At 41.3% G+C, this 25,728-nt stretch carries 26 protein-coding genes; 10 read left to right on the top strand and 16 right to left on the bottom strand.

Going from position 1 to position 25,728, the window contains the following annotated elements; genetic code table 11:
- Nucleotides 1-35 precede the first annotated feature (35 nt).
- The 4 genes from NMG88_RS05905 (at nt 36) to NMG88_RS05920 (ending at nt 2,869) form a co-directional block, all read left to right on the top strand.
- Complete coding sequence (locus tag NMG88_RS05905) at nt 36-956, top strand: transposase family protein (RefSeq protein ID WP_042154442.1); 921 nt, start codon at nt 36-38, stop codon at nt 954-956.
- A gap of 366 nt (nt 957-1,322) precedes the next feature.
- Nucleotides 1,323-2,099, top strand: a complete 777-nt coding sequence (locus NMG88_RS05910; RefSeq protein WP_254035207.1) for a calcium-binding protein — start codon at nt 1,323-1,325, stop codon at nt 2,097-2,099.
- A 177-nt stretch (nt 2,100-2,276) separates the two neighbouring features.
- Nucleotides 2,277-2,501: a DUF433 domain-containing protein gene (locus NMG88_RS05915; RefSeq protein ID WP_026794260.1), complete on the top strand. Its 225-nt coding sequence runs from the start codon at nt 2,277-2,279 to the stop codon at nt 2,499-2,501.
- Nucleotides 2,501-2,869, top strand: coding sequence for a DUF5615 family PIN-like protein (locus tag NMG88_RS05920; RefSeq protein ID WP_254035208.1), 369 nt, complete (start codon nt 2,501-2,503; stop codon nt 2,867-2,869). Before NMG88_RS05915 ends, NMG88_RS05920 begins: the two co-directional genes overlap by 1 nt.
- Before the next feature lie 106 nt (nt 2,870-2,975).
- On the opposite strand, the gene NMG88_RS22460 is transcribed toward NMG88_RS05920, so the two are convergent.
- Together NMG88_RS22460 and NMG88_RS05925 are read right to left on the bottom strand one after the other, a co-directional pair.
- Nucleotides 2,976-3,104 (bottom strand): PIN domain-containing protein, encoded by a 129-nt coding sequence (locus NMG88_RS22460; protein ID WP_278047051.1) that lies wholly within the window; start codon nt 3,102-3,104, stop codon nt 2,976-2,978.
- A 65-nt stretch (nt 3,105-3,169) separates the two neighbouring features.
- A complete protein-coding gene (locus tag NMG88_RS05925) occupies nt 3,170-3,370 on the bottom strand; it encodes a type II toxin-antitoxin system VapB family antitoxin (RefSeq protein WP_254035209.1) in 201 nt (66 codons plus the stop codon).
- Nucleotides 3,371-3,630: 260 nt separating this feature from the next.
- Here NMG88_RS05925 and NMG88_RS05930 point away from each other — a divergent pair, with 260 nt between their 5' ends.
- From NMG88_RS05930 to NMG88_RS05940, 3 genes are all read left to right on the top strand, one after another.
- Complete coding sequence (locus NMG88_RS05930; RefSeq protein WP_254035210.1) at nt 3,631-3,822, top strand: hypothetical protein; 192 nt, start codon at nt 3,631-3,633, stop codon at nt 3,820-3,822.
- Nucleotides 3,823-4,090: 268 nt separating this feature from the next.
- Entirely contained in the window at nt 4,091-4,294 is a 204-nt protein-coding gene (locus NMG88_RS05935; protein WP_026786311.1) for a type II toxin-antitoxin system HicB family antitoxin, read from the top strand.
- Nucleotides 4,291-4,500 carry a type II toxin-antitoxin system HicA family toxin gene (locus NMG88_RS05940; RefSeq protein WP_027249129.1) on the top strand — a complete coding sequence of 70 codons (210 nt, stop codon included), beginning with the start codon at nt 4,291-4,293 and terminating at the stop codon, nt 4,498-4,500. Before NMG88_RS05935 ends, NMG88_RS05940 begins: the two co-directional genes overlap by 4 nt.
- 173 nt (nt 4,501-4,673) lie before the next feature.
- Here the strand turns inward: NMG88_RS05940 and NMG88_RS05945 are convergent, their stop codons facing one another.
- The 7 genes from NMG88_RS05945 to NMG88_RS05975 all read right to left on the bottom strand — a co-directional run bounded on the left by NMG88_RS05945 (nt 4,674) and on the right by NMG88_RS05975 (nt 12,073).
- Nucleotides 4,674-4,937 (bottom strand): DUF4926 domain-containing protein, encoded by a 264-nt coding sequence (locus NMG88_RS05945; protein ID WP_254035211.1) that lies wholly within the window; start codon nt 4,935-4,937, stop codon nt 4,674-4,676.
- Nucleotides 4,938-5,226: 289 nt separating this feature from the next.
- Nucleotides 5,227-5,838: a Uma2 family endonuclease gene (locus tag NMG88_RS05950; protein WP_042152654.1), complete on the bottom strand. Its 612-nt coding sequence runs from the start codon at nt 5,836-5,838 to the stop codon at nt 5,227-5,229.
- A 149-nt stretch (nt 5,839-5,987) separates the two neighbouring features.
- Nucleotides 5,988-7,082 carry a glycerol dehydrogenase gene (locus NMG88_RS05955; RefSeq protein ID WP_042152657.1) on the bottom strand — a complete coding sequence of 365 codons (1,095 nt, stop codon included), beginning with the start codon at nt 7,080-7,082 and terminating at the stop codon, nt 5,988-5,990.
- Nucleotides 7,083-7,456: 374 nt separating this feature from the next.
- Entirely contained in the window at nt 7,457-8,401 is a 945-nt protein-coding gene (locus tag NMG88_RS05960) for a GDP-L-fucose synthase family protein (protein ID WP_227381766.1), read from the bottom strand.
- 26 nt (nt 8,402-8,427) lie between these two features.
- Nucleotides 8,428-9,456, bottom strand: coding sequence for a GDP-mannose 4,6-dehydratase (gmd, locus tag NMG88_RS05965; RefSeq protein ID WP_026797300.1), 1,029 nt, complete (start codon nt 9,454-9,456; stop codon nt 8,428-8,430).
- A gap of 483 nt (nt 9,457-9,939) precedes the next feature.
- Nucleotides 9,940-10,674, bottom strand: a complete 735-nt coding sequence (locus tag NMG88_RS05970; protein ID WP_042152662.1) for an undecaprenyl-phosphate galactose phosphotransferase family protein — start codon at nt 10,672-10,674, stop codon at nt 9,940-9,942.
- A 241-nt stretch (nt 10,675-10,915) separates the two neighbouring features.
- Nucleotides 10,916-12,073, bottom strand: a complete 1,158-nt coding sequence (locus NMG88_RS05975) for a glycosyltransferase (protein WP_040957543.1) — start codon at nt 12,071-12,073, stop codon at nt 10,916-10,918.
- Between the two features lie 324 nt (nt 12,074-12,397).
- On the opposite strand from NMG88_RS05975, the gene NMG88_RS05980 reads away from it, so the two are divergent.
- Together NMG88_RS05980 and clpX are read left to right on the top strand one after the other, a co-directional pair.
- A complete protein-coding gene (locus NMG88_RS05980; protein ID WP_081846337.1) occupies nt 12,398-14,410 on the top strand; it encodes an ATP-binding protein in 2,013 nt (670 codons plus the stop codon).
- Between the two features lie 199 nt (nt 14,411-14,609).
- Complete coding sequence (gene clpX, locus NMG88_RS05985; protein WP_026789220.1) at nt 14,610-15,956, top strand: ATP-dependent protease ATP-binding subunit ClpX; 1,347 nt, start codon at nt 14,610-14,612, stop codon at nt 15,954-15,956.
- 98 nt (nt 15,957-16,054) lie between these two features.
- On the opposite strand, the gene NMG88_RS05990 is transcribed toward clpX, so the two are convergent.
- The 7 genes from NMG88_RS05990 to NMG88_RS06020 form a co-directional block, all read right to left on the bottom strand.
- Complete coding sequence (locus NMG88_RS05990; RefSeq protein ID WP_042152668.1) at nt 16,055-17,749, bottom strand: NAD+ synthase; 1,695 nt, start codon at nt 17,747-17,749, stop codon at nt 16,055-16,057.
- 80 nt (nt 17,750-17,829) lie between these two features.
- On the bottom strand, nt 17,830-18,594 hold the full coding sequence (ccmO, locus tag NMG88_RS05995; RefSeq protein WP_042152671.1) for a beta-carboxysome assembly protein CcmO: 765 nt from the start codon (nt 18,592-18,594) through the stop codon (nt 17,830-17,832).
- 118 nt (nt 18,595-18,712) lie between these two features.
- The gene (gene ccmN, locus NMG88_RS06000) at nt 18,713-19,444 is read right to left on the bottom strand and encodes a beta-carboxysome scaffolding protein CcmN (protein ID WP_042152673.1); all 732 of its coding nucleotides are present in this window, start codon (nt 19,442-19,444) and stop codon (nt 18,713-18,715) included.
- Nucleotides 19,445-19,861: 417 nt separating this feature from the next.
- A complete protein-coding gene (gene ccmM / locus NMG88_RS06005; protein ID WP_227350255.1) occupies nt 19,862-21,808 on the bottom strand; it encodes a beta-carboxysome scaffolding protein CcmM in 1,947 nt (648 codons plus the stop codon).
- A gap of 253 nt (nt 21,809-22,061) precedes the next feature.
- Nucleotides 22,062-22,364 (bottom strand): beta-carboxysome shell vertex protein CcmL, encoded by a 303-nt coding sequence (gene ccmL / locus NMG88_RS06010; protein ID WP_026794272.1) that lies wholly within the window; start codon nt 22,362-22,364, stop codon nt 22,062-22,064.
- An 89-nt stretch (nt 22,365-22,453) separates the two neighbouring features.
- On the bottom strand, nt 22,454-22,795 hold the full coding sequence (locus tag NMG88_RS06015; protein WP_026789214.1) for a carbon dioxide-concentrating mechanism protein CcmK: 342 nt from the start codon (nt 22,793-22,795) through the stop codon (nt 22,454-22,456).
- A gap of 161 nt (nt 22,796-22,956) precedes the next feature.
- Nucleotides 22,957-23,268 (bottom strand): carbon dioxide-concentrating mechanism protein CcmK, encoded by a 312-nt coding sequence (locus NMG88_RS06020; protein WP_026789213.1) that lies wholly within the window; start codon nt 23,266-23,268, stop codon nt 22,957-22,959.
- 559 nt (nt 23,269-23,827) lie between these two features.
- Here NMG88_RS06020 and NMG88_RS06025 point away from each other — a divergent pair.
- On the top strand, nt 23,828-25,699 hold the full coding sequence (locus NMG88_RS06025; RefSeq protein ID WP_027249114.1) for an NAD(P)H-quinone oxidoreductase subunit F: 1,872 nt from the start codon (nt 23,828-23,830) through the stop codon (nt 25,697-25,699).
- The last annotated feature ends 29 nt before the right edge of the window (nt 25,700-25,728 follow it).

Consider the following 25,728-nt stretch of genomic DNA (forward strand, 5'->3'; position numbering starts at 1 on the left):
CAAGATGGTAAAATTGGATTTTACCCCAATGAGAGATGAGTAAATTAAGAGACTATCTGGACAAGAATCCCCAGCAAGCAAAAAGGCTATTAGGGATGGAATACGAACAGCTAATAAAACTTATTCAAGCCGCGGAGTTATTAGAGCAAGAAAGACGGCAGGAACAGGAAAAAGCTAAGATCAGGTTGATTAAAGCAGGCGGGGGTCGTCACCAGAAATTGTCTGTGGAGGAACAAATCTTACTAACTCTAATTTATCTGCATCAGATGCCGACATTTCAAATGTTAGGGTTACAGTTTGAAGTGAGTGAATCAACAGCGAATGATATTTTCCATAACAAGATAAAAATCTTGAGAGAATTACTGCCAGCCAGTTTAGTTGAGCAAATAAAAAAAAACGAGAGTGATTGGGAGTGGGTAGAAAAAATTCTGCTGGAATTTGAGTTAGTAGTAGATAGCTATGAACAGCCCATGCAAAGACCAACAGACAATGAAGAGCAAAAAAAATATTACTCAGGAAAGAAAAAAACACATACCTTTAAAAATCAAGTCATTGTCATGCCAAACGGGAAAGAAATAGTGGATATAGCTGTGGGTTATACCGGAGCAACAAGCGATCTAAAATTGTGGAGAGAAAGAAGGGAGGAATTGGGGAATAATCAAAAATACAGAGGGGATAAAGCTTATGTAGGGGAAACAGCAATTAATACACCATATAAGAAACCGAGGAATCAAGAAATATCGCTTGAACATCGAGAAGAAAATCGGTTAAAAGCCAAACAAAGGATTGTAGTCGAACATTTAATAAGACTGATAAAAATTTATCGAGTTGCTTCAGAAAGATTTCGGTTAAAGAGCCAAAATTATGAAGCAGTAATCTTGACAGTATGTGGACTAATAAGATGGCGAATAGGAGCGATTGTATTATTATCTAAGAATTGCCCAGAATGCTTTTAAAAAATGATTGAATATCAGAGATAAAATTCATTAATTATTATTAATGTAACTGAAAAAGCCTATGAATCCGTTACTTTGGGAGAACCAGGCACAGGAGTGCTAGAGGTTCAAAAAGTAGCGATAGAGAGCATTTGGGAATTTTCGGAGATGTCTAATAAAGATGATCCTCGTATACAGAGTTTGTTTTATGTAGGTACTGATGGTAATCAGGGAATAACTTGGCGACCGCCATCAAGTTAACCTTAATGTAATCTGGGAAAATGTACGTTACTCGCTCATTTTGTCCTAAGAGCGATTACTCTCAATTTCATTTCCATCAAATCCTGTTATGGTTCCAGTCAACTTCACATTTGAAAACAAATAATTATGACATTAACAGTGACCAATGATAATGGTCTTAGCCTATTAATTGGCGATAACACCTCTGAATTTATCACCCTCTCCCCTGGACAACTAACAAATTTTCCAGGTGGCCTGTTGGCTTTTGGTGGTAACGATACAGTTGTAGGCTCCTCCGACAGCGAACTAATTTTTGGGAATGAAGGTCAAGATAGCATTTCCGGCGGTGCGGGTAACGATACCCTGTTTGGGGGAAAAGATAACGATCAGTTAGATGGAGGAACTGACAACGATTCCATCCTTGGTCATCTCAGTGACGATGTGATCAGAGGCGGAGACGGAAACGACACTTTATTAGGTGGCAAAGGCAACGATCAACTATTTGGCGACGCGGGAAATGATTTTCTCTCAGGTGATAGGGATATTGATACACTTACTGGCGGACAGGGAAGTGATACATTTGCCTTGTCAACAGGTAGCGGTTTAGACATCATCACCGACTTTGAAAATACGATTGATTATATTCAAGTACCAGCCGATGTAAGTATTAGTGACATCTTGATTCAAGCCGCAGGTGCTAATACTCTCATTATTCTACAAAGTACAGGAGAACAATTAGTCCAACTGAATAATATTCAGGCTTCTAATATCACAATAGCTAACCTTTTATTACCTAATCAATCAGGACTAACAGAGATGCCCGAAGGGCCAGGAGGAATTCCTCAGTCGGTTGATCCTCTTAACCCTCTGCCCGGAATTCCCCCTGAAATTTTGTCTTTTGTTTCTCCCATCCCCATAATTTAAAATTTACTGGTGTTTCTCCTTTTTTATGAGGGGCGATCAGTTTTTATTTAGAAGATGCGATCGCTCTTATTTTTCTAAAGTGCGATCGCTCTTATTTTCCCAAATAACAAAAAGTGCGATCGCCATTCCTTAAGTTAAAATATAAGTTGTCATAACAGATTCATCAAAAGACAAGTTATGCCTGTAAACTGGAGAGAACATATCGTTAGTACCCCCGATGTACTGCGAGGTAAACCAAGAATCAAAGGAACTAGAATTCCCGTTAGTCTGATTTTAGGATATTTAGCATCAAATAACACTGTCGAACAAATCATGGACGAGTTTCCAGATATTGTTAAAGAACAGATAGCTGCTTGTCTTGATTATGCTCGTGATTTGTCAGATTTTGAAACAGTTGCCTAATGGGTTTAAGATTGTTCATTGATCAATGTGTTCCTAAGTCTATTATTTCAATCCTTTGTGATAGCGAACATGAAATTTTTGTATTGGGAGATTACATTCCAATTGAATCTCCAGATATTATTGTTATTGCCAAAGCTCAGGAATTAAATGCCATACTTGTTTCTCTCAATGGAGACTTCGCAGATATTGTGACTTATCCGCCAAGTTCATATCAAGGAATCATTTCTATTCAACTGAGAAATCACCCGGAAATTATTCCTCAGTTGATGGCAAGGCTAACAGAATACTTATCATTGCACGATAGTGAGGGGCATTATCGAGGTAAATTACTACTGGTAGAAGTTTATAGAATTCGCATTCGAGAGTAAAAATAAAGAGCGATCGCCATTTTTTCCCAAATAACCAAAAGGGAAATCAATTTTTATTTAGAAGATGCGATCGCTCTTATTTTTCCGAAAGTGCGATCGCCTCATATCAAGCATACTCTTGCAATCGACTAAACTGTTCTTTGTAGCGCACCCCAGAAAGCACCTCCTGACGAATAGCCCCCAGTAAAACAACTCGTCCATCTGCAATCAAATCGCGTAGGACTTTAACGATCACGATCGCGTCATTTGTTGTGTTGCGCCGCAATGCCAGCGACCAAACGGAACTATCAACAAGAACATTCATGTTGTTTGTCGCTGTTGCTTGTAGTTATAATCTTCCTCGTAGTCAATAGTACCAAACAATTCCAATATTTTTAATTGTTTACGACGTTGAATATACTCGCGTAAAGCCGCTTCAATTAATGTAGTAGGTGTTAGATGGTTACTCAAATCAAGAGCTTCTTGAAGAAGAGTTTTGTCAATTTCGAGCGTAGTTACCATGTATTTTCCTCCTGCAAGTAGGGTATGACACAATTGCCACCAGACAATACTGTAATTCTAGTGTAGCACTGAAATTCTATCAATAGTGTGATCGCTCTTATTTTTCTAAAGTGCGATCGGTTTTTATTTAGAAGATGCGATCGCTCTTTTGATTTTTGATCGGGCGATCATTTTCAGAACATCAAAAATATTTTGCTATAATAAATTTAATTTTGATAAAACGACGAAATATTAATATGAACATCACTTTTAAACAAAATTTGATTAATACATTTGATAATTTAACTTCAGAAGAACGAGATCAACTGATTGAGTTTCTGCAAAAACGCCGGCTAGAGTTACAAGAACAAGAAATACTAAAATCTGTCAATCTGACACGAGAAGCCAAGAAAAATGGCACAGCTTTTTGTGGCACTGCGGAAGAAGCAATTGCAAATCTTTTGGCAGACTAATTTATGAAAATAGTCTATGAAAATAGTTTTAAAAGGTCATTTAAAAGATTAGTAAAGAAGAATCCCCTAGAAGTTTACAGAATTCGCATTCGAGAGTAAAAATAAAGAGCGATCGCCATTTTTTCCCAAATAACAAAAAGTGCGATCAGGTCTCTCCCAATCACCAAAAGCGCTATACGGCCTAAAAACTCAAGGACTCACCAATAACATTAGCCAAACTTTAATTGATATTTGCTATCATATCCTTAACAAATAACCCAAGAAATGTATGAAAATTAGAGCAATCATCCATCCCGCCGAAGAAGGTGGCTATTGGGCAGAAGTTCCCGCTCTTCCTGGGTGCATTACCGAAGGAGACACCATCGAAGAAGTGATGATTAATTTAAAAGATGCTATTGAGGGTTGGCTCGAAGTTGCTAATAGTCGTGAAGCCATTGCTTCCACAGATAAAATTGTGGAGATTGCGGTATGAAATCTATTTCGGGCAAACAACTTTGTAAAATAGTAGAGCAGAAAGGTTGGGTTTTGAAAAGAATTACAGGCAGTCATCATATCTATGAAAACCCAGAATTAGAACAAATTTTGTCAATTCCAGTTCACCGCAATCAAGATTTGAAAGTGGGAACCTTGAGAGCCTTAATGAAAATAGCCCAGCTATCTGAGGAAGATTTACTCTGATTGTTAATTCAAGTTTTCGCAGTAATTTGAGGGATATCGTCAAGCCGATGCTTGTCAAGAGTCATAGCTACCTTTCTCCCATACCCCAAATCACCAAAAGGTGCGATCGCCTTTTTTTATAAAGAGCCAAAAGCACGATCTTTTTTGATCTAACTTATACTTTTGTTATATTTCTAAGCAACTGCGAGTTCATATTGCAGAACTAAAATTTCATCTGCTTTTAAAATAGCCATAGCATATTCAATCCCTTGACTATCAGCAAACTCCACTAAATACTGACATTCTTTTCCCGTATCATATACTTCAACAATAGTTCCCACAAGTCCTACTGGTAAACTAGAAACAGATTCATATTCCGGTTCCACTAGCGTTAACCGTGTACTTGAAACAGGCTTGAGAATAGCAACAGAATCCAAAAGTTTAAGGTGTTTTGTCATAGTTTAAGAAAAGCTGAAATCAAACGAGGATTAGAATTAGTTGAAGTAATTTCCCAAATTGTCCTAAGCTCAATCCCTGCTGTATCGGGTACAGTCCAATCAACATTTTAGCTCTGGAAATAAGAAATGAAGACGCTCATAAAAAAGTATTACAAAATTGGGCAGCTTTAGCAAGCTCCAAACCTTTTTTAGTAACCACAACTTATGTTTTTGATGAAGTTGTCACTTTTTTTAATAGTCGCAACTTTCATTATAAGGCAGTTGAAGTCGGTAGCCGAACTCTAATTAATTAATAGTTGCGAGGCAAAATATCATCAAGACGAAGTTGTAAATTTTTTAATAGAGGAGAAATAATCGGTTCACCAATACGAAATTGTTGCTGGGTGTAATCTTCAGCAATCAGTTGACAAACTGTAACTGTCGGTTGTTTGGGTTTACCAATAAAAGCCACCCCACCCAAACCCCGATAATCCACAATCCAATATTCAGGTATCCCCAAAAGAGCATATTCTTCAACTTTTCGAGCGTAATCGGTTTCCCAATTTGTACTTACAACTTCTACGACTAATTTAACTGAACGTCCCAAGGTAATAACAGGTTCTCTTTCCCATAACGGTTCACTGCTGATCGCAGTTTCATCTAAAATAATAATATCAGGACGACGGGCAGTGGCGGCATCTGCAAAGGGACGAATTAAACAAGTGCGGGGAATAAACCAGGGAAGTTTTTCTGTTGTGATAGCAATACCAATTTGAGTTGCTAATTTACCGCTAACGGTTTCATGAGCGCCTGTGGGTTCCATTTCAACTAATTCTCCGTTAGCAAGTTCATAGCGGGGATTGTCACCATATTGAGCCAGAAATGTTTCAAATGTTAAAAGTGTTTCTAGGGTATAAGTCATGGGAAACCTGCTCTGTTTTTTTTACAATACCTTTGCTAATTTATTGAACAACCGCACGGGCATAACCGATTAAATAATACAACCAATTAATGCGATCGCCCTTTCACCTCCTAAAAAAGCGATCGCTCCTAAATTATTAGAAAATCAACCTAGAATTGTTTCCGTCGCCGCCCTTGGGCATCCGCAGCTAACATCGCTGCCAGCACTGTTTCAGGACTGATTTCACAGGGTTCATTATGGATGGTTTCACCCGTACTACAGGCCCGCTCTGCTGCTAATAATAAGCGATCGCGACTGACTCCCTCCAGTCCGATATCGGCTAAAGTCGTAGGCAGTCCGATGGACTCACAAAAACTGAACACCCGATCAATCACTGGACTGGGGCGATCGGTTAAAATTAACATCGCCAAAACCCCAAAGGCGACTTTTTCACCGTGCCAGAATTTTTTGGTTTCTTCCAAAACCGTAAACCCATTATGAATAGCATGGGCCGCAGCTAGTCCGCCACTTTCAAAACCTAGCCCACTCAGTAACGTATTCGCTTCGATAATTCGTTCTAAGGCCGGAGTCACCACCTGTTGTTCACAGGCAATTTTCCCATAAACCCCGTATTCTAGCAAGGTTTCATAACACAAATGGGCTAAACTAAAGGCAGTCATTGGCCCCATGCGTCCGGTCATATTTTTGGCGCGTTTAATTTGACAGTCTTCGGCTTCAAACCAAGTCGCCAGGGCGTCTCCCATCCCGGCCACCAAGAACCGCACCGGAGCTTGGGCAATAATATCGGTATCGACCAAAACTAAATCAGGGTTGCGCGGTAAGACTAGATAACGCTCCCAGACCCCTTCCGGGGTATAAATCACGGATAAGGCACTACAGGGGGCATCGGTGGAAGCAATGGTGGGAACAATCGCGACGGGAAGTTTGAGTTGATAGGCGGTGGCTTTAGCCGTGTCGATGGTTTTTCCGCCGCCAATACCTACAATTAAATCTACTTCCTGAGTTTTACCTAAACTGACCATCTGTTCAATTTCAGGATCGCAACATTCACCCCCAAAACGTTCCAGATAAATCTCTATTTTTCCCTCGGTGAATTCCTCAACAATGGGTTGCAATTGAGGGAAAATTACTGGCCCCATTATTACCAGGGCTTTGTGACCTAAACGACTTAATTCTTCACCCAGGAACCGGATGGCATGACTGCCTTGAACATATCGGGCTGGGAAAATAGCTGTAGTAATCACGGTTTGCTCCTTGTTCAAAACGAACACTCTTACTCACCGCAGAAGTCGGGAACGACAAAGAATAACTAATTATGCCTTAGTTCCAGTTCATACCATATATTATAAACGATCACTCTTAAATTGACAAGAATTGACAATAATTTGTTACAATTGTTTTGCTAGTCAAACTCCTTGAGATTAAGCTAATTATCGTTGTTCGTTGTTGGGCTTTAGCCCTGTCTTTTTTGGGGGCTTTAGCCCAAAACAAAACTCCCCAGTTGTTGAGCCTTAGCCCCTATATTCTTGGGCTAAAGCCCAACAACAAGGGATTTAATATTGATCAAAAAAGGGTGCGTAACTTAATGTTAACACACCCTAATTATTATTTCAAACTATTATTCCGCGTGTTGACGATACCAATTAATAGTATTTTTCAACCCTTCTTTAAAGCCAACTTCTGCCACAAACCCGAACCTTTCTTTAGCTCTAGTTGTATCTAAACAACGGCGAGGTTGACCGTTAGGTTTATCGGTTTCCCAAACAATTTCTCCCTGAAATTCCATTAATTCACAAATCGTTTCTACTAAGTCTTTAATTGTGACTTCGTGATTTGTTCCTAAATTAACTGGGTCGGGTTCATTATATAATTGAGTTGCCATCACAATTCCCCGCGCCGCATCCGTTGAATAAAGAAACTCCCTGGTCGGACTGCCATCTCCCCAAACCGGAAGGGTTTTATCTCCCCGTTTTTGAGCTTCATAAACCTTACGAACTAACGCGGGAATCACGTGGGAACTTTTCGGATTAAAATTATCTTCTGGGCCGTATAAATTCACGGGTAACAGATAGATACCGTTAAAACCATACTGTTGACGATAGGATTGTAACTGCACCAATAGGGCTTTTTTAGCAATTCCATAAGGTGCGTTAGTTTCTTCGGGATAACCTTCCCAAAGATCATCTTCTTTGAAAGGAACTGGGGTAAACTTAGGATAGGCGCAAATTGTTCCGACACAGACAAACTTTTGGACTCCCGCACGATAGGCACTCTCAATTAATTGAGTTCCCATCATTAAGTTATCATAGAAAAGTTCCGCAGGTTTTACTAAATTTAAGCCAATTCCGCCAACGTGCGCGGCCAAATGAATCACAATATCTTGACCCTGAACAACTTTTTGGCAAGCATCTAAGGTACAAAGATTATACTCCTGAGAACGAGGAATCATAATCTGATTTGGATCGGCGCCCGACTGGAGTAGTTGAGCGACCACTTGACGTCCTAAAAAACCTGCACCTCCTGTTACCAGAATCCGTTTATTTTTCAAATCTAAGGAATTCATAAATTTAGCCTCTATTGTATCAGTAATTAATCAAATTGATGGGTTGGTTCTTGATTTTCTTCTAAGGCTTTAAGATCGGAATCTACCATTAATTTCACCAATCCTTCAAAGGTAATACTGGGTTCCCAGCCCAATTTTTCTTTAGCTTTACCCGGATCACCAATTAAAATATCTACTTCCGCCGGACGCAGATAACGCTCATCAAATTTGACGTAATTTTGCCAATCTAAATTAACATGACCAAAGGCAATATCAAGAAATTCCCGAATCGAATGGGTTTCATTTGTAGCAACTACATAATCATCTGCTTCAGAATGTTGGAGCATCAGCCACATAGCTCGAACATAATCTTTAGCATAGCCCCAATCTCGTTTTGAGTCGAGATTTCCTAAATAGATTTCTTTTTGTTTTCCTTTGACAATTCGAGCCACCGCCCGGGTAATTTTTCGGGTGACAAAAGTAGGGCCACGACGGGGACTTTCATGGTTAAATAAAATCCCATTACAGGCAAATAAACCGTAGGATTCTCGATAGTTTACGGTTTGCCAATGTCCGTAAACCTTAGCACAGGCGTAGGGACTGCGGGGATAAAATGGTGTGGTTTCTTTTTGGGGAATTTCTAACACTTTCCCGAACATTTCTGAGGAACCTGCTTGATAGAATCGAACTTCAATTCCGGTACGTTGTTGATAATCTCGAATTGCTTCTAATAGACGTAATACCCCCATCCCAACGGCATCAACCGTATATTCTGGAGAGTCAAAACTGACCCGAACATGGGATTGAGCGCCCAGATTATAAATTTCTACGGGTTTAACTTCTTCAATAATCCGCCGTAAAGTTGTACCATCGGTTAAATCTCCATAGTGTAGAAATAATCGAGCATCAGGGTTGTGAGGATCTTTATAAATATGGTCAATGCGATCGGTATTAAAGCTAGAAGATCGGCGGATAATCCCATGAACTTCATAGCCTTTTTCTAGTAATAATTCACTTAGATACGAGCCATCTTGACCAGTGATTCCAGTAATTAATGCCCGTTTACGTTCTGTCATTTAAACTATTCCTTAGAGTTTTATCGGTTAATGTTCCCTAGTTTGATTATACCTAATAACTAATCTAGGGAGTGTGTTAAGTACCTAAACAAAATTAATTACACATCCTCCACCCTGTTCCCTTCCCCCCTAGCCCCCCGTGCACGGGGGGCTAGGGGGGGATGTTCCCTCTCTCAACTAGGTAATTTATTTTGTGTAACTACTTAATCTGCACCCTGAAACATATTCAGCAATTTCGGAGTCAAGGTGATCTTGTAGATCCTTGAGTTTTAGGATCGTAGCTACAACCAAATTAACCTTAGATCAGGTTTAATTCAAGGTTAGGCTAAATTCCTACTTCTACCCGTTTAATTTAGAAACCGGAGATATAAACTTAACTTAAGTATTTAATTCTACCTCTATTAGACTCAAAATAAAACCCCTAAACCCATCGATGAAAGAGTTAAGGGGAAATAAAATTATCTATGTATTTTTCTGTTTGAACTAATAAGCTCCATTATTTTTAGGAAAAATCACAACCCCAATAGTTTTAACGACAATTCCCAAGTCTGTCCAAAAATTCTTGAAAGTGACATAGTATAAATCCATCTGAACTCGCCGAGGATAGGGAATATCATTGCGTCCCGAAACTTGCCATAGTCCAGTGATTCCAGGTTTAATAGTTAGGATTTTATCCATGTGACGACCATATTTGTGTAGTTCTTCCACCACTAAAGGTCGGGGGCCGACTACACTCATGTCTCCTATTAAAACATTCCAAAATTGGGGAAATTCATCTAAACTTGTCACCCGGAGAAACCGACCTATCCAAGTAATTCTAGGATCATGTTTGAGTTTGAAATTGCTCTGAAATTCCTCTCGCAAATGGGGATAAGTTTCCATAATTTGCGTTAATATTTCATCGGCATTACTCACCATGGTTCTGAATTTAATGCAGCCGAATAACTGGCGGTTTTTTCCGACTCGTTCCTGTACATAAAAAACTGACCCTGGAGAGCTTAATGCAATCAGCAGAGCCAAAATTAAGTAAACCGGAGCGAATAAAATCAGAACAAACAGAGAGAAGACAATATCAAATAATCGCTTCCAAAATTCCTCATCTACACGCTGTAGAGAGAGGCGTTCAGGTATTGCTCGATAGGCCAAGGGTAAAACCCCTTGCCTTGTGAACCCACGCCGAAGTCCCTTACCAAAGATGAGTTGGCTATTGGCTGTCATCTTACTCCTTCAATTCACACCACACACAGTCCTGATCATAAAGCCTCAAGACACCCAATATAGGTAATTCGGCTTTAGTTAGTCAAAATTCGGATAGAAAAGCATTCTGCTTAAAACGGGAAAACTCAAGGACAGAGGGGGAAACAGCTAAATTTTGTTACCCACAAATCTAGGTATTCCTTGGTTTTTAACCCTCTATAATCGGGAACGGATTTTCATAAGTCCGAAATTAATTGGCATTTTAGCTGATATTGCCCGATTGAAACTGTTGCAAACAATGCTCTACGAATCCCAAGTAATGTTCTTGAAATTGTTTCGGGCTAAATTGAGTGGCATTTAATCGGGCCATATCGGGGTTGAACTTGTCCTTAGACTGCTCAAAGGCTTCTACTGTCTCCACTAAGGCCTCCTCGGTTTGGGCGGAAAATAACAAACCCGTTGCAGAATCTGGATATTGTCGCAGATCTCGCACCGTTTCCAAAGCACCTCCGACCCCGTAGGCAATTACCGGAGTCCCACAGGCTTGAGCTTCGACTAAGGCGATACCAAAATCCTCACAGGCGGCATAAACAAAGGCTTTAGCATCCCTCATATACTGGTCTACGACGTCATTTGGTTGCCACCCTAACACCTGAATATTGGGTTTTGCCATTTCTTGAATAGCATTCAATTGCGCCCCAGTCCCAATCACAACTAACGGGTATCCTAGACGATTGAAGGCTTGGACAATCAAGGCGATTTTTTTATAACTGACTAAACGACAAACCGTTAAGTAAAAATCCTGTTTTTGCGGTTGAAACTGAAAGCGTTCTATCTGTACAGGGGGATAAATGACCGTAGCCCGGCGACGATAACAGCGCCAAATCCGTCGGGCTGTATGTTTGGAATTGGCCATAAAATAATCCACCCGGTTCGCCGAGACCACATCCCACAGCCGCAAACGATGCAACAGATAGCGAGTAAATGCCCCTTGCAGACCCTTTCCAGCTAAACTGCTGTTCAGGTAGTCAAAGGTTAAATCCCAGGCGTAGCGCATGGGTGTATGGCAGTAACAGAGGTGCAGTTGATGGGGACTGGTGAGCACTCCTTTAGCCACCGCATGGGAGGAGGAGAGAATCACGTCATACCCTCGGATGTCTAGTTGTTCGATGGCCAGAGGTAGTAAGGGCAGATATTTTTGTACCCCCGAACGCGCTTGGGGGAAATGTTGCAGAAAGGTTGTACCGATGGAGCGTTGATACAAATAGCTATCGGGGTTGGTGGATTCAAAATCAATCAGGGAGTAAACATCCGCCTGAACATGGTTGAGAATTTCCTGGACAACGAGTTCTGAACCTCCCGTCGCCAGGGGTGTTAACCATTCATGAACCATTGCATAGGTTAACGACACAGCAAACATCCGTCCGAGAGAGTGCAACAATTAATATCCCACAGCTTGGGAATTAAATTAGAGGAACATATAAAATCAGGGTATCTTTGCCCAAATCAGACTATCCTGTTCTACACTATTTAGAATCTCCAGGGTGCAGGGAAAATGTAAAAGACGATACACTTCCTCCGCAAAGTAACGGTCATCGGCAGAATACGGATCTAGGTTCTACCTAGTATTAACTAGAGAATAAGAGATACACACAACTAGATTAGTTGCGGGTCTATTTTTCCCTAACTTAACAATTAGCAAAAACCAGTTAATCGAACTTTGATTCAACCCTTAAACCCTTGAATGATGCTAGAAAACAAACTTTCTCCAGAATCTTTTATGGATCAAAAAAATCCTATTTTTCCAGAATCTGAAAACTGGAAAAATACTACCGTTTACCTAAAAATTTGGCATGAAAAACAAAAAAATAAATCTCTTGTTTCTGCCGATAGTTCTGAACTTATGATTCCATCACAACGAGAAATTTTTGAAGCGATCGCAGAAGTCACACCGATTCCGATTATGATTAGCCGTTTATCCGATGGTTTAATCTTATATGCTAATTCCTTCTGTAGTGAGTTATTTGATTTCCCCCTGAATCAAATCAAAATTATCACAACTCTAGGATTTTATCCTATTGCCTTAGAACGACAAAAATTAATTGATCAAATTATCGCAGAAGGCTATATTCATAACCATGAACTGCAAGTTAAAAAAACCGATGGGACTCCCTTTTGGGTGACGGGTTCTTTCCAAATTCTACCCTTTCAAGGTGAACAAGCTATTCTTTCTATTTTTCACGATATTACGGAGCGAAAAAAAACCGAAGCTACCCTACAATTAAGTACGGAACGCCTCTATCGTCAAAATGTTGCCCTACGGGATTTAAGTCGAGAACAAACCTGCAATTATGATCATATTGATACAGCCATTCGTCAAATTACTGAAACCGCTGCTCATACTTTAGATGTTGACAGAGTGAGTGTTTGGCTCCATAGTGGCCTGGGGGATTCGATTTCAGAACAAGAACGGGTTAATGATTTAAACCCAGCTTGTGAGGACGAACTTTGGGTTAAACAAAATGCTTTGGAATGGACTTGTGTAGATTTGTATGAACGTCAAACCCATCACCATTCCCCCGAGGAATCAGCAATTATTAATCACAACTTTTCCCTATGTTCAAATCCGTTTAATTTGAAAAAATTCTCATTTTATCCCCTCGATTTATTAACTAAATCTTTATCCAAATCATCTGAACTAATTGGCAATAGTCTTGCCTCTTTTTCTAGTCACTGTTTAGATAGACCGATTTGGTTAAACGGAAAAATTATTGGGTTTATTTGTGTTGAATATCCCATTGATCAACAGGAATGCAGCCTAGAAGATCGGATATTTATTGATTCCTTAGCCAATTTAGTCGCCTTAGCAATTGAACGATTTGAACGGATCAAAGCTGAAAAAGCATTAGCTCAGGTCAAGAATGAGTTAGAAATTAGAGTTAAAAAACGCACGACAGAATTACAAGAAGCCGTCCAACAGTTACGAATAGAAATGGTAGAAAGATTTAAAGTAGAAGGGATTTTACAAACTGCTTTACATCAAGCTCAAGCTGCTTCCCAAGCGAAAAGTACCTTCTTAGCAAACATGAGTCATGAGTTACGAACACCTCTACACGCCATTATCGGTTTTAGCGATTTATTACTCGAAGAAGTAGTGGATAAAAAACTCTATGACCTATTACCCGATGTGGAAAAAATTCATCAGTCCGGCTATCATTTGCTTACCTTAATTAATGATATTCTGGATTTATGCAAAGTTGAAGCCGGACAAATACCTTTATCTTTAGAAACCTTTGAAGTGGCTAGTTTTGTTCATGATGTGGTGACTTGCTTACAACCCCTAGCCGAGCAAAATCAAAACACGGTACAAATTTGTTGTAAAAATAATTTGGATATCATGGAGGGAGATATCACTAAAATTCGACAAATTCTTTATAATATAATTAGTAATGCTCTGAAATTTACTTATCAGGGCAAAGTTACCGTCACTTTGAAGCGTGAACAGAATGAAGACTCAGACTGGATTTGTTTTGAAGTCACCGACACCGGAATTGGTATTTCCCGTGAACAACAAAAAAATTTATTTCAAGCCTTTACCCAAGTTGATAATTCTTTAAGTCGGGATTATGGTGGTACAGGTTTAGGTTTAGCAATTACCCATCACTATTGCAAAATGCTGGGAGGACAAATCATCGTTTCTAGCCAACTTGGAGTCGGTTCTAAGTTTACAGTTTATCTCCCAACAGCCCTAGTTTAATCTAAAGGTTACAAAATAATCAATAACAATTCCCACGTTTTCTTCATTTAGTGTTAGTTTAAGGGAAGATAGTATGAGATTGATCAAGATTGCGGATGTTTCCAGAAGGAACCTATCCCAGTTCAAGTAGCCAAGCAATTCGGTCTATCTCCCCTATTTAGGGAAAAGCCACCAGCAGTTAATTAAAAATTAATTCAATATGTCCAGATATGATTCTCATTTACGGTGTTCCTTCTGCGGTAAATCTCAAGAGCAAGTTCGCAAATTAATTGCAGGCCCTGGTGTTTATATCTGTGATGAATGCGTAGAACTCTGTAACGAGATTTTAGAAGAAGAATTTTCCGATAAAAATCTAGCCGCGGCTTCAGTCACAGGACAACCGGGGGTACGTTCTCCCAAACAGTCTACGAATAAAGGGTTTTCTCTGACTTCTATTCCTAAACCCATCGAAATTAAAAACTATTTAGATGATCATGTCATCGGTCAAGATGGGGCAAAAAAAGTGCTATCTGTTGCAGTTTATAACCACTATAAACGTCTGAGTGTAGAAAAGTTAAAAGATTCTGATGCCCAGGCTGATGATGCGATAGAATTGCAAAAAGCGAATATTCTATTGATGGGGCCGACGGGTTGCGGTAAAACCTTACTCGCCCAATCTTTAGCGAAATTATTAGATGTTCCCTTTGCTGTTGCTGATGCCACCACTTTAACCGAAGCCGGTTATGTTGGGGATGATGTGGAAAATATTTTATTACGGTTATTACAGGTTGCCGATTTTGATATTGAAGCCGCACAACAGGGGATTATTTATATTGATGAAATTGATAAAATAGCCCGCAAAAGTGAAAATACCTCCATTACCCGAGATGTGTCTGGAGAAGGGGTACAACAAGCCCTATTAAAAATGTTAGAAGGTACGGTAGTTAATGTTCCTCCCCAGGGTGGACGTAAACATCCCTATCAAGATTTTATCCAAATTGATACCAGCAAAATTCTATTTGTCTGTGGCGGGGCTTTCGTTGGTTTAGAAAAACTAATTGAACAACGTTTAGGCAAAAAATCCCTGGGTTTTGTGCAGTCAAGAGAAGATCATAAAACTCCGGTTACTCCTCTCCATTCCGACGAAGTTTTGTATCATGTTCAACCGGAAGATTTAGTTAAATTCGGCTTAATTCCTGAATTTATTGGCCGACTTCCAGTATTAACTAGGGTTTCGCCTTTGGATGAAGGAGCATTAATGCAGATTTTAACCGAACCAAGTAATGCTTTAGTTAAACAATATAAAAAGCTATTACGCATGGATAATGTCCGGTTAGAATTTGAACCGGAAGCGTTAAAAGCTATTGCTAAAGAAGCCTTCCGTCGGAAAACTGGGGCGCGAGCCTTACGGGGAATTTTGGAGGAATTAATGTTAGAAGTAATGTATGAAATTCCCTCCAGAAAAGATGTGGTTCACTGTGTGATTACCCAAGAAATGGTAGAAAAACGTTCCACAGCAGAAATATTATGGCATCCCGCCTGGCATCGACAACATGAGTCGGCATAATCGTGACACATACTCCCACATCAACCTGTTTACGGGTATGATGTGGGCTTCTTAGCAGCCCGCTAAAAATTACTGCTTTAAAAGTGACAAAACAGGGATTACCAATCAATCCCTTTAGCAATGGGCATTCTCCATCCTGTTCCAAAAGCTCGATCACTAATTTTTAATCCAGGGGCGGCTTGACGACGTTTGAATTCAGCAATCATCACTAATTTAATAACTTTTTTAACCACCAATTCTTGATGTCCTGCTTCTACAATTTCAGCTAGGGATTGATGTTTTTCAATTAAACGATATAAAATATCATCTAAAATTTCATAAGCGGGTAAAGAATCCTGATCTACTTGTCCGGGTTTGAGTTCTGCACTGGGCGCTTTTGTTAATATATGATTAGGAATTATTTCTTTGCTATGATATTGATTAAACCAAGAACACAAGGAATAAACCCGGGTTTTAGGCACATCGGCAATTACCGCTAATCCACCATTCATATCCCCATATAAAGTACAATATCCTACCGCAATTTCCGATTTATTCCCTGTAGTTAATAATAAATGTCCGAATTTATTAGAAACCGCCATTAATAATGTACCTCGGATGCGAGATTGTAGGTTTTCTTCTGCTACTCCAAAAGATGTTCCTGCAAACATGGGTTCTAAGGTTTGATCAAAGGTTTGCATTAAATCTCCAATGGGTAAAGTTTGGGTTTTTATCCCTAAATTATTGGCTAATTCTAAGGCATCTTGAATCGAATGATCGGAACTATAGGGAGAGGGCATTAACACCCCTAAAACCTTTTCTTTGCCTAATGCTTGCGTTGCGATCGCAGCAACTAAAGCCGAATCTATTCCCCCACTTAACCCTAAAATAACTTGAGAAAATCCACACTTTTGCACATAATCTTTTACCCCCAAAACCAAGGCTAACCAAATTTCTTGATCCTCACTTTCAATTAAGTTTATTTCCTGGTTTTGGGCAGAAATAGCAGTTAAATCTTGTATATTTGAATCAAATTCTATAATCTCAAAATCCGTATCAAAATCTTTTAAACTTAATATTTTATCGCCATTTCTATTAAATGCAAAACTACAACCATCAAAAATTAAATCATCATTTCCCCCCACTTGATTCGCATATAGAATCGGAATATTATACCGTTTTGCACTATGACTAATTAAAGATTGTCTGAATTTCTGTTTACCGACTTGATAGGGAGAAGCCGATAAATTAACCACTAAATCTATATTTTTTTCTACTAATTCTGCTAAAGGATTACAAGCATAATTCCGTTTACCCCAGAAGGATTCATCATTCCATAAATCCTCACAGATTGTCACCCCAATTTTAATTCTCTCTCCAGAATTTTCTAAAACAAAAAAATCACTTTCTAACCCAGGTTCAAAATATCGATCTTCATCAAAAACATCATAGGTTGGTAATAATCGCTTTTGAAAATATTGTTTAATTTCACCCTGTTCTAATAATGCTGCACTATTATAAATAGGGTTTCCCCCATTTTTTTCATAGTCTAAATTCTGTTCAACTGTTCCTACTAATACCGCAATTGCTGACGGTAAATCTCTTGCTAATTGCTGTAACTTTTGCGTTGCTGCCTGAATAAAACTAGGACGAATTAATAAATCTCTGGGAGGATATCCCGTTAAGGATAATTCCGTTGTTAATAACAGACTACATCCGGCTGCAAACGCTGTTTCTGCTGCTTCTAATATCCGTTGCGCGTTTCCGGTTAAATCTCCAACGGTGGGGTTAAGTTGAGCGATCGCGATTTTCATGCTTGAGTATGACATCAATTAAACTGACCTCAATTATTGCAAACCCACCCTAAAAAATTAGCAAAAGATGATATTAAAACCTATAAATATTCTTCTTGAATAGAATTCGGTAACTTTTGTAAATCTTGGATTTCCACCAGTTCTTTCTCCTGTTCCTTCACACTAATTGGCACTCTCAAAGGTTGACGCTGTTCTAACCAACAACTGGCTAAAGGTAAGGTTTGATCCAAATCTTCCAAAGGTCGAGGAATCACCATTACGGCGTTTAACTCCCCAATACGTTCAGCTTCAAACATTCCCGCCTCAATCGCCATCGCCACATCGGACACCGGGCCCCGAATAATCACCGTACACAACCCCGCCCCAATCCGTTCATAGGACATCAGACTCACATCCGCCGCCTTCAACATGGCATCCGCCGCCCCCACCATCGCCGGAAATCCACGGGTTTCGAGTAACCCCACCGCCTGATTACTTAAACGATGACCCGCCCCATTGGTTAGATTAGATAACCGCGAACTAATCGGAAGCACCAGTTCTAAATTCGGAAAGGGTCGAGGAATTACTAAGCTAGAAATAAATTGACCAAACTGTTTAGCCGTTTGCTCCCCGGTTTCCACCGCCAAACGCACCTCAGAAATTTTCCCCCGGACAATTGCTGTGCAATGTCCCCCCCCAATTTTTTCATAGCCCACTAAATGAACCCCGGCGGACTTTAACATCATATCCGCCGTTCCCACAATCGCCGGGAAGCTCTGGGTGGAAACTAGACCCAAAGCCATATCTCTAAAATCGGTCTGGTTTGACCGTTCAGAAGGGCTGGAATTTCGTCTGCTTGCGTCCATTTTTAATCATTCCGATAAATCGGATGTGGCGTATGAGTAATAGGTAATGGGTAATGGGTAATGGAAAGAGTTTACCTTTACCTCCCCTGCTCTCCTGCTCCCCCTGCTCTCCTGTTCTTCAACTCTGGGAGTTATTGAAAGCTTTGCGATGGGGAAGCAAGGTATCCAATAACCGACTCAGATTTTCTTTCCCATAAATTACCGGAGGAATGGGCGCAGATGACAGTTCCGAGGATGCTGGGGACTGGGGAACCAGAGCCGTTTCCTCCGTTTTTTCTGGGCTAGAGGGGATGACCGTTTCAGTTTCAGCAGGAATGAATAAAACCTCCGATGGTTGAGCCGTGATTTCTTCCAATACCGGGGTATTCTCCGGTTCAGGGGCAAAGGATACCAACTCTAAAATCGGCTCAGGCTCCTCAAACCAAGGAGAGGTGATCGTGGGTTCAGGAGTAAGTTCTGGTGGCGGAGATACCTGTTCGGGTTCTAATTCGGGTTCTAATACACGAGAGCGATCCCCAATCAAAGATCCCGCGGCAACAACTTGTTGAGATGCAATAGAACTCTCCAAGATCGTTGTTTCTGAACCAATACAGGCATTTTCCCCAAGGGTTCCTGCCCCTAAAATTAATACTCCTGACCCCAAGACTACACCTGTCTCTATCTCTAGGATACCTTGGTAAACCTGAATAATCACCCCCCTTCCGATACAAACCCCCGCAGCAATTCTAAGCTGACCATCGGCTGCCGCTTGTAGGATCACCCCAGGTGCTAGGGTAGCCCCGGGATCAATTGTGACATCGCCACTCACATAAACATCTGGGTTTAGGAGTTGCGGTGGCGATATGTTCATCAGAAAAATGGGTAGAAACCCCTAACTTCTAGTTAGGCTTTACATTTCCCCTTTCGGGGTAGAGGGGTATGGTTGCCCCTCTGTGGAGATATGGTTGTCTCCTAACACCTATTTCTAGGGTAAAGTTAGCTGAGTGCTTCGCACACGCTACGCGAACGCCAATGTTTTAAGAGCTTGTTAGGTTAGCAGCACTTCCTTAACCCGATAAAGATGTTTAACCACTAACGACAGAGCCAGGGACGCGGCTCGCGCATCCGCAGGGTGTCTTGACTCAAAAAAGTAGTCAGTTAAGACTTAGGCTGGTCAGCTAATACGGTCGGTGAGGCATGAAGCCCCGTCGCTTCAGCGCGGGGTGCTGACCTTTACTCGAACCTCTAGCGTTGCGTTTTAATTCTCAATCCCCTTTATAGAGGAATGTTAGGGACGTTGGATAATTTCCTCCAGTACCCGACGCTTGGCTTTTGAGTCGATCCCAATTAACCGTACATATTCCCCACGATGTTCGTTTAAGCAACCATCTAAAGCTGCCATCACTTCGGAGATATTGTTAGATTGAATCGGAGCACAACTGTTCCAAGATCCGGTACGGAAGCGGCGAGCATCCGCGTGTTCTGTGCCGACTTTGTAGCCTTTGGCTAACAGACCCCGAACGTGATCCGCAACACCATTATCTAGTTTGCCACTGCTGACGGTTGCTGCACTAGGACGACTGGTGGAAGCCGGAGCCGAAGCCGAAGCCGTTGGCGCTACTTTGCCATCGGGACGCTGAATAATTTCTTCTAGGACACGGCGTTTGTTTTTGGGATCAATTCCAATTAAACGCACATATTCCCCCTGATGCTCACTAGCGATCGCATCTAATTTAGAAAGAATATCTGCTACCCCTGAACCCGAGATACTGGGGCCACCACGCCAAGATCCGGTACGGAAGCGACGAACATCGGCGTATTCTGTGCCAATTTTGTAACCTTTGGCTAACAGATCGCCAATTTGTCCGCCGAGACCGGAACTGGCAATACTGGCTGAACCCGAAGCCGTAGTCACCGAAGTGCTGACCTTAGCAGTGCCAGCTTTTGTGGCTACGCGGCCATCGGGACGCTGAATAATTTCTTCTAGGACACGGCGTTTGTTTTTGGGATCAATTCCAATTAAACGCACATATTCCCCCTGATGCTCACTAGCGATCGCATCTAATTTAGAAAGAATATCTGCTACCCCTGAACCGGAGATACTGGGGCCACCACGCCAAGATCCGGTACGGAAGCGACGAACATCGGCGTATTCTGTGCCAATTTTGTAGCCTTTGGCCAACAAATCGCCAATTTGTCCCCCGATACCCGAACTGGCAACACTGGCCGAACCCGCAGAAGTAGCCACCGAAGCACTGACCTTGCCATTACTGGATTTTGGGGCTACGCTGCCATCGGGACGTTGAATGATTTCTTCTAGGACACGACGTTTATTTTTGGAGTCAATCCCCAACAGACGGACATATTCTCCGCCATGATCTCTGAGGCCAGCTTCTAAGGCTGCAACGACTTCCCCGGTGGTTTTAGCATTGATCGGAGCGCCACTGCGCCAAGATCCGGTGCGAAAACGACGGGTATCGGCGTGTTCCGTGCCAATTTTGTAGCCCTTGGCTAACAGATCCCCGATTTGCTGCACAATTTCAGGGGCTAAATTAGAACTTCCGGTATAGGCATAGGAGCGATCGCGACCACTACCATTACCAACTCCAGTCCCTTCATTACGAATCGGGTTAATACAAGAGGAGTTTTCAGAACACTGATAACCCGCTTTTAGGGATTGATTGACCCCGATGACGTGGTTAGCAAAGCTCAGATCCGCATCCGTAACGTTGGGTAAGCGATCGGCCTGTTGTTGATTGGTGATAATTGAACCGGAGGGAACATATTTTCCGGGGGGAATTTCCACGTCTTCAATTAAAACGTGCATCATCACAATGCAACCATTCCCGACTCTGGAATTGAATACCGTAGAACGGAATCCGATAAAACAATTATCTCCCACATAAGCTGGGCCATGAATTAGGGCCATGTGGGTGATGGAGGAATTTTTACCCACCCAGACGGAGTAGGATTGACCATCATCCCCTTTGACGCGGCCTTCTTCTAAGCCATGAATCACCACGCCGTCTTGGATATTGCTATTTTCCCCGATGGCAAAGGGTGAACCTTCATCGGCTCGGATAGAAGTGCCAGGAGCTACTAAGACATGATCACCAATCCGAACGTCACCAATAATATTAGAAAAAGAATGTACATAAGCCGTTGGGTCGATTTTCGGCTCTGCCAAGTTCTTCGACCAAGGGGTTGGAGGAGCCGCTAGGCCACGAACTGCCATATTTTAATTTCTCCTAAACCGAATAGTTGTTTGTTGTTTGTTGTTTGTTGTTCGTTATTGCACCGGATCAAAAGGGATGATTAAGAAGTTGATTCAGTTAAATATTAAAAAGTTCTGAAGTTTATAATTTCGGGTGCGGAATTTCAACTTTTTTTCAAAATTTGATTTATCCTATAACTAACACCTTTCCTAACTTTTTCCCTCTTAAAAATTTAAAGTCTTTCGCTTCTCAATAACTCCCACTTTTTTCCTGTTAATAATGATCTTTTTTGCTGTAAATCGTTCGATTTTCCAGATTTATGGTGTCGATGATTGCAACAATCGCCGCGTCACTGGGTCGTTTTTCACTCCCTTCAACTTGACGGGCTGCACTACCTCGACTCACAAGTACCCATTCACCGATTCCGGCTCCCACCACATCAATCGCTACCTCATACTCGTTGGAGATATCTTCTCCATGTTCATCAACAAATCGTAAAAGCAGAAACTTGGAACCCCTTAAACTAGGTTCTTTCTGATTGCCAACAACCGTGCCAATCACTTTGGCAATTTGCATAATGAGTTTGAGGAAGAATAAATGGGAATTTGGAGGGATTTATCAAAGGATCAAGGGTAAATTTACCGATTTTTAAAATCCTCTGGAAATTAGGGACGGTTTAAAGGACGAATCCCACTGAGGCTTTCGCGGAATTGTTCTACTGCTTCGGTATAGCGGATGGGTAAAACGTATTCTAAGTTTTCGTGGGGACGAGCAATAATATGAGTGGATAAAACTTCTCCACCCTTAACTCGTTTAATGGATTCAACCCCTGCGGATACGGAGGCTTGCACTTCGGATACATCCCCCCGCACAATCACAGTAACCCGGGCACTGCCAATTTTTTCGTAACCCACTAAGGTGACTCGAGCGGCTTTTACCATTGAGTCCGCCGCTTCCACAACGGCAGGAAAGCCTAAAGTCTCGATCATACCAACTGCAATCGCCATTAAATTTGACTCCTAAAATCAATCAAAACAGTTCGGGAATAATACAGAATTTCGCCATAAAATGGGGATAATTCCGCTTTTAATTAAAATTGACTTGGGGTTGTGAAATTACTTTTTAGAACTTCTACACGGGTCAATTCAACGTGAGATTTTTTGAGTCCTTAGTAAGCCCTGAACTGCTCCACTGCCTCGGTATAGCGAATCGGCAGAACATATTCTAGGTTTTCATGGGGACGAGCAATAATGTGGGTGGAAGTCACTTGACCGCCGTTCACTCGTTTGATAGATTCCACTCCGGCTGCTACAGATGCTTGGACTTCGGAAACATCGCCACGCACGATGACGGTGACTCGGCCACTGCCAATTTTCTCATATCCGACTAAAGTGACCCGGGCTGCTTTAACCATGGCGTCTGCTGCTTCTACAACAGCAGGAAAGCCTAAAGTTTCAATCATTCCCACAGCAATTGACATGGTTTAACTCCTAGTTAATGAACAAAACAAACTACACTGTATTTTTAAGCGATAAGCTAATTTCCAACAGATTCAACCGTCGGATTTCGGGCTACACTCAGATGTTGTAGTTATCCTTTAAGTCTAATTTTAGGGCTTATTGATCCCTAGATTTGGCAATAGTTATATTTTCCTATTGCTTACTTCCATGCCATTGAGGATGGAAACGGAGATCAGCAGATTACCTACAATTTCAATTTACAGAAATAGTAACGAACCTCCCTCTATAAGAATAGGAGAAGGGTGACACTCTTGACAATATTAATCTGGATTATATTTTCTCATTTTTAATATTATTTTTGTTGATAATGAATTTTAATTAAGTTTTGTTAAGTTTTTGAGAATTATAACCGTGCCAATGTAAGCAAGACTCTAATGAAAAGACTTTTTGTGTATATAGCTCTATAAAATAGTATAATAATCCGCCAATCCCGGCTGAAAGTTAACTCAAAGACCTATGAATCCGAAATTTTGATATAGTAAGCTGAGACTTCCTAAGAATTTTTTAATTTTAAGTTAAATGACAGATTTTCTCCTCCACACCAGTTGGTGGATACCTTTTTATGGCTTAATTGGGGCAATCTTGACCTTACCTTGGTCAGCGGGACTGGTGCGACGCACTGGGCCTAGACCCGCAGCCTACTTTAATTTGTTAATGACGGTTTTAGCCCTTGTCCATGGTTCGGTTGTTTTCCGCACTACCTGGGATGAACCCATTCAGCAAATTGTTTTCCATTGGGTACACACCAACAATTTAGATTTATCCTTTGCCCTAGAAATCTCCCCGGTGAGTTTGGGGGCAATAGAATTAATTACGGGTTTGAGTTTAATTGCTCAATGCTACGCCCTGGGATACATGGAAAAGGACTGGGCTCTGGCTCGGTTTTTTGGTTTGATGGGATTCTTTGAAGCGGCAATTAGTGGGTTAGCCCTAAGTGATTCGTTATTACTGAGTTATATCCTCCTAGAGTTATTAACCCTCTCTACCTATCTGCTGGTGGGCTTCTGGTATGCTCAACCCTTGGTGGTAACGGCGGCTCGGGATGCGTTTTTAACCAAACGGGTCGGAGATGTATTGCTGTTGATGGGGGTGGTGTATCTCTCCACCCTGGCCGGAAGTTTGAGCTTTTCCGATTTGGAAGGATGGGCTGAAACCGCCACCTTAACGCCCCTCCATGCGACTTTACTGGGTCTGGCCTTGATTTCTGGCCCGATTGGAAAATGCGCCCAATTTCCCTTAAATCTCTGGTTAGATGAGGCGATGGAAGGCCCAAACCCGGCTTCGATTCTGCGAAATTCCGTGGTGGTGGCCAGTGGAGCCTATGTTTTAATTAAACTGCAACCGGTTTTGGCCCTTTCCCCAATTGCATCTACAACTTTGGTGGTTTTGGGGACAATTACCGCTATTGGTGCTTCTTTGGTTTCCATTGCCCAAATTGATCTCAAACGGGCCTTATCCCATTCTACCAGTGCCTATTTAGGGTTGGTATTTATTGCGGTGGGAGAAAGTCAAGTTGATATTGCTCTGTTATTATTGTTCACCCATGCGATCGCCAAAGCCTTAGTTTTCATGAGTGCGGGTTCGGTAATTCTAACCACCAATACCCAAAATCTAACGGAGATGGGGGGGTTATGGTCAAAAATGCCCGCAACGACAACGGCTTTTATTGTGGGTGCGGCGGGTTTAGTCGCCTTAATGCCCTTGGGTACTTTTTGGACAATGCGCCGTTGGGTGAATGGATTTTGGACATTACCTCTGTGGTTGATTTTGGTCTTGCTGCTGGTTAATTGTTTAACGGCTTTGAGTTTAACCCGGGTTTTCGGATTAGTTTTTGCGGGAAAACCCCAACAAAAAACCCGGCGAGCACCGGAAGTTCCATGGCCAATGGCTTTACCCCTCGTGAGCATGACCATTTTGACCTTGTTAGTACCCCTGATGTTACAACAATGGCAATTATTAATTAGTTGGAGAGCACCTTTAGTGGTGGCTCCCGGGACGGGATTTGCTGAGATTGTGCGTCAAGCCACGGTGCCTTTACTGGTAATTTCGGGTTTATTAGGAGTGGCAATTGGGGGCGGGATTTATTTATTGGGAATGGGTTCTAAACCTTACAAATTACCCTGGAAAGGATTGCAAGATTTATTCGCTTACGATTTTTATATTGATCGAATTTACGGTCTGACTGTGGTTTTATTTGTTCGTCAAATTTCCGCTTTTAGTGCTTGGATTGATCGCTATATTATTGATGGCATTGTTAATGCTTTTGGTTTAGCAACTTTGTTTAGCGGAGAAGGCTTAAAATACAGTATTTCTGGACAGTCCCAATTTTATCTCCTGACGATTGCTTTAGGGGTAGGGGTGTTGATGGGATTAATGTTGTGGCAATTTTAATCACGGATTTAGACGGATTAAAAGATGAC

It is taken from the genome of Planktothrix agardhii (assembly GCF_904830935.1).
GTDB classification, from domain to species: Bacteria; Cyanobacteriota; Cyanobacteriia; order Cyanobacteriales; family Microcoleaceae; genus Planktothrix; species Planktothrix agardhii.

What these genes read in the sequence shown, in the direction of transcription:
- NMG88_RS05990 (WP_042152668.1), bottom strand. Translation starts at nt 17,749, where the DNA reads ATGAAAATCGCGATCGCTCAACTTAACCCCACCGTTGGAGATTTAACC.
- NMG88_RS05935 (WP_026786311.1), top strand. Translation starts at nt 4,091, where the DNA reads ATGAAAATTAGAGCAATCATCCATCCCGCCGAAGAAGGTGGCTATTGG.
- ccmM (WP_227350255.1), bottom strand. Translation starts at nt 21,808, where the DNA reads ATGGCAGTTCGTGGCCTAGCGGCTCCTCCAACCCCTTGGTCGAAGAAC.
- NMG88_RS06025 (WP_027249114.1), top strand. Translation starts at nt 23,828, where the DNA reads ATGACAGATTTTCTCCTCCACACCAGTTGGTGGATACCTTTTTATGGC.
- gmd (WP_026797300.1), bottom strand. Translation starts at nt 9,456, where the DNA reads ATGACAGAACGTAAACGGGCATTAATTACTGGAATCACTGGTCAAGAT.
- NMG88_RS06015 (WP_026789214.1), bottom strand. Translation starts at nt 22,795, where the DNA reads ATGGCGATTGCAGTTGGTATGATCGAGACTTTAGGCTTTCCTGCCGTT.
- NMG88_RS05905 (WP_042154442.1), top strand. Translation starts at nt 36, where the DNA reads ATGAGTAAATTAAGAGACTATCTGGACAAGAATCCCCAGCAAGCAAAA.
- ccmO (WP_042152671.1), bottom strand. Translation starts at nt 18,594, where the DNA reads ATGGACGCAAGCAGACGAAATTCCAGCCCTTCTGAACGGTCAAACCAG.
- NMG88_RS05920 (WP_254035208.1), top strand. Translation starts at nt 2,501, where the DNA reads ATGGGTTTAAGATTGTTCATTGATCAATGTGTTCCTAAGTCTATTATT.
- ccmN (WP_042152673.1), bottom strand. Translation starts at nt 19,444, where the DNA reads ATGAACATATCGCCACCGCAACTCCTAAACCCAGATGTTTATGTGAGT.
- NMG88_RS06020 (WP_026789213.1), bottom strand. Translation starts at nt 23,268, where the DNA reads ATGTCAATTGCTGTGGGAATGATTGAAACTTTAGGCTTTCCTGCTGTT.
- NMG88_RS05940 (WP_027249129.1), top strand. Translation starts at nt 4,291, where the DNA reads ATGAAATCTATTTCGGGCAAACAACTTTGTAAAATAGTAGAGCAGAAA.
- NMG88_RS05980 (WP_081846337.1), top strand. Translation starts at nt 12,398, where the DNA reads ATGATGCTAGAAAACAAACTTTCTCCAGAATCTTTTATGGATCAAAAA.
- ccmL (WP_026794272.1), bottom strand. Translation starts at nt 22,364, where the DNA reads ATGCAAATTGCCAAAGTGATTGGCACGGTTGTTGGCAATCAGAAAGAA.
- NMG88_RS05970 (WP_042152662.1), bottom strand. Translation starts at nt 10,674, where the DNA reads ATGACAGCCAATAGCCAACTCATCTTTGGTAAGGGACTTCGGCGTGGG.
- NMG88_RS05950 (WP_042152654.1), bottom strand. Translation starts at nt 5,838, where the DNA reads ATGACTTATACCCTAGAAACACTTTTAACATTTGAAACATTTCTGGCT.
- NMG88_RS05915 (WP_026794260.1), top strand. Translation starts at nt 2,277, where the DNA reads ATGCCTGTAAACTGGAGAGAACATATCGTTAGTACCCCCGATGTACTG.
- NMG88_RS05960 (WP_227381766.1), bottom strand. Translation starts at nt 8,401, where the DNA reads ATGAATTCCTTAGATTTGAAAAATAAACGGATTCTGGTAACAGGAGGT.
- NMG88_RS05925 (WP_254035209.1), bottom strand. Translation starts at nt 3,370, where the DNA reads ATGGTAACTACGCTCGAAATTGACAAAACTCTTCTTCAAGAAGCTCTT.
- NMG88_RS05945 (WP_254035211.1), bottom strand. Translation starts at nt 4,937, where the DNA reads ATGACAAAACACCTTAAACTTTTGGATTCTGTTGCTATTCTCAAGCCT.
- NMG88_RS05975 (WP_040957543.1), bottom strand. Translation starts at nt 12,073, where the DNA reads ATGTTTGCTGTGTCGTTAACCTATGCAATGGTTCATGAATGGTTAACA.
- NMG88_RS05910 (WP_254035207.1), top strand. Translation starts at nt 1,323, where the DNA reads ATGACATTAACAGTGACCAATGATAATGGTCTTAGCCTATTAATTGGC.
- clpX (WP_026789220.1), top strand. Translation starts at nt 14,610, where the DNA reads ATGTCCAGATATGATTCTCATTTACGGTGTTCCTTCTGCGGTAAATCT.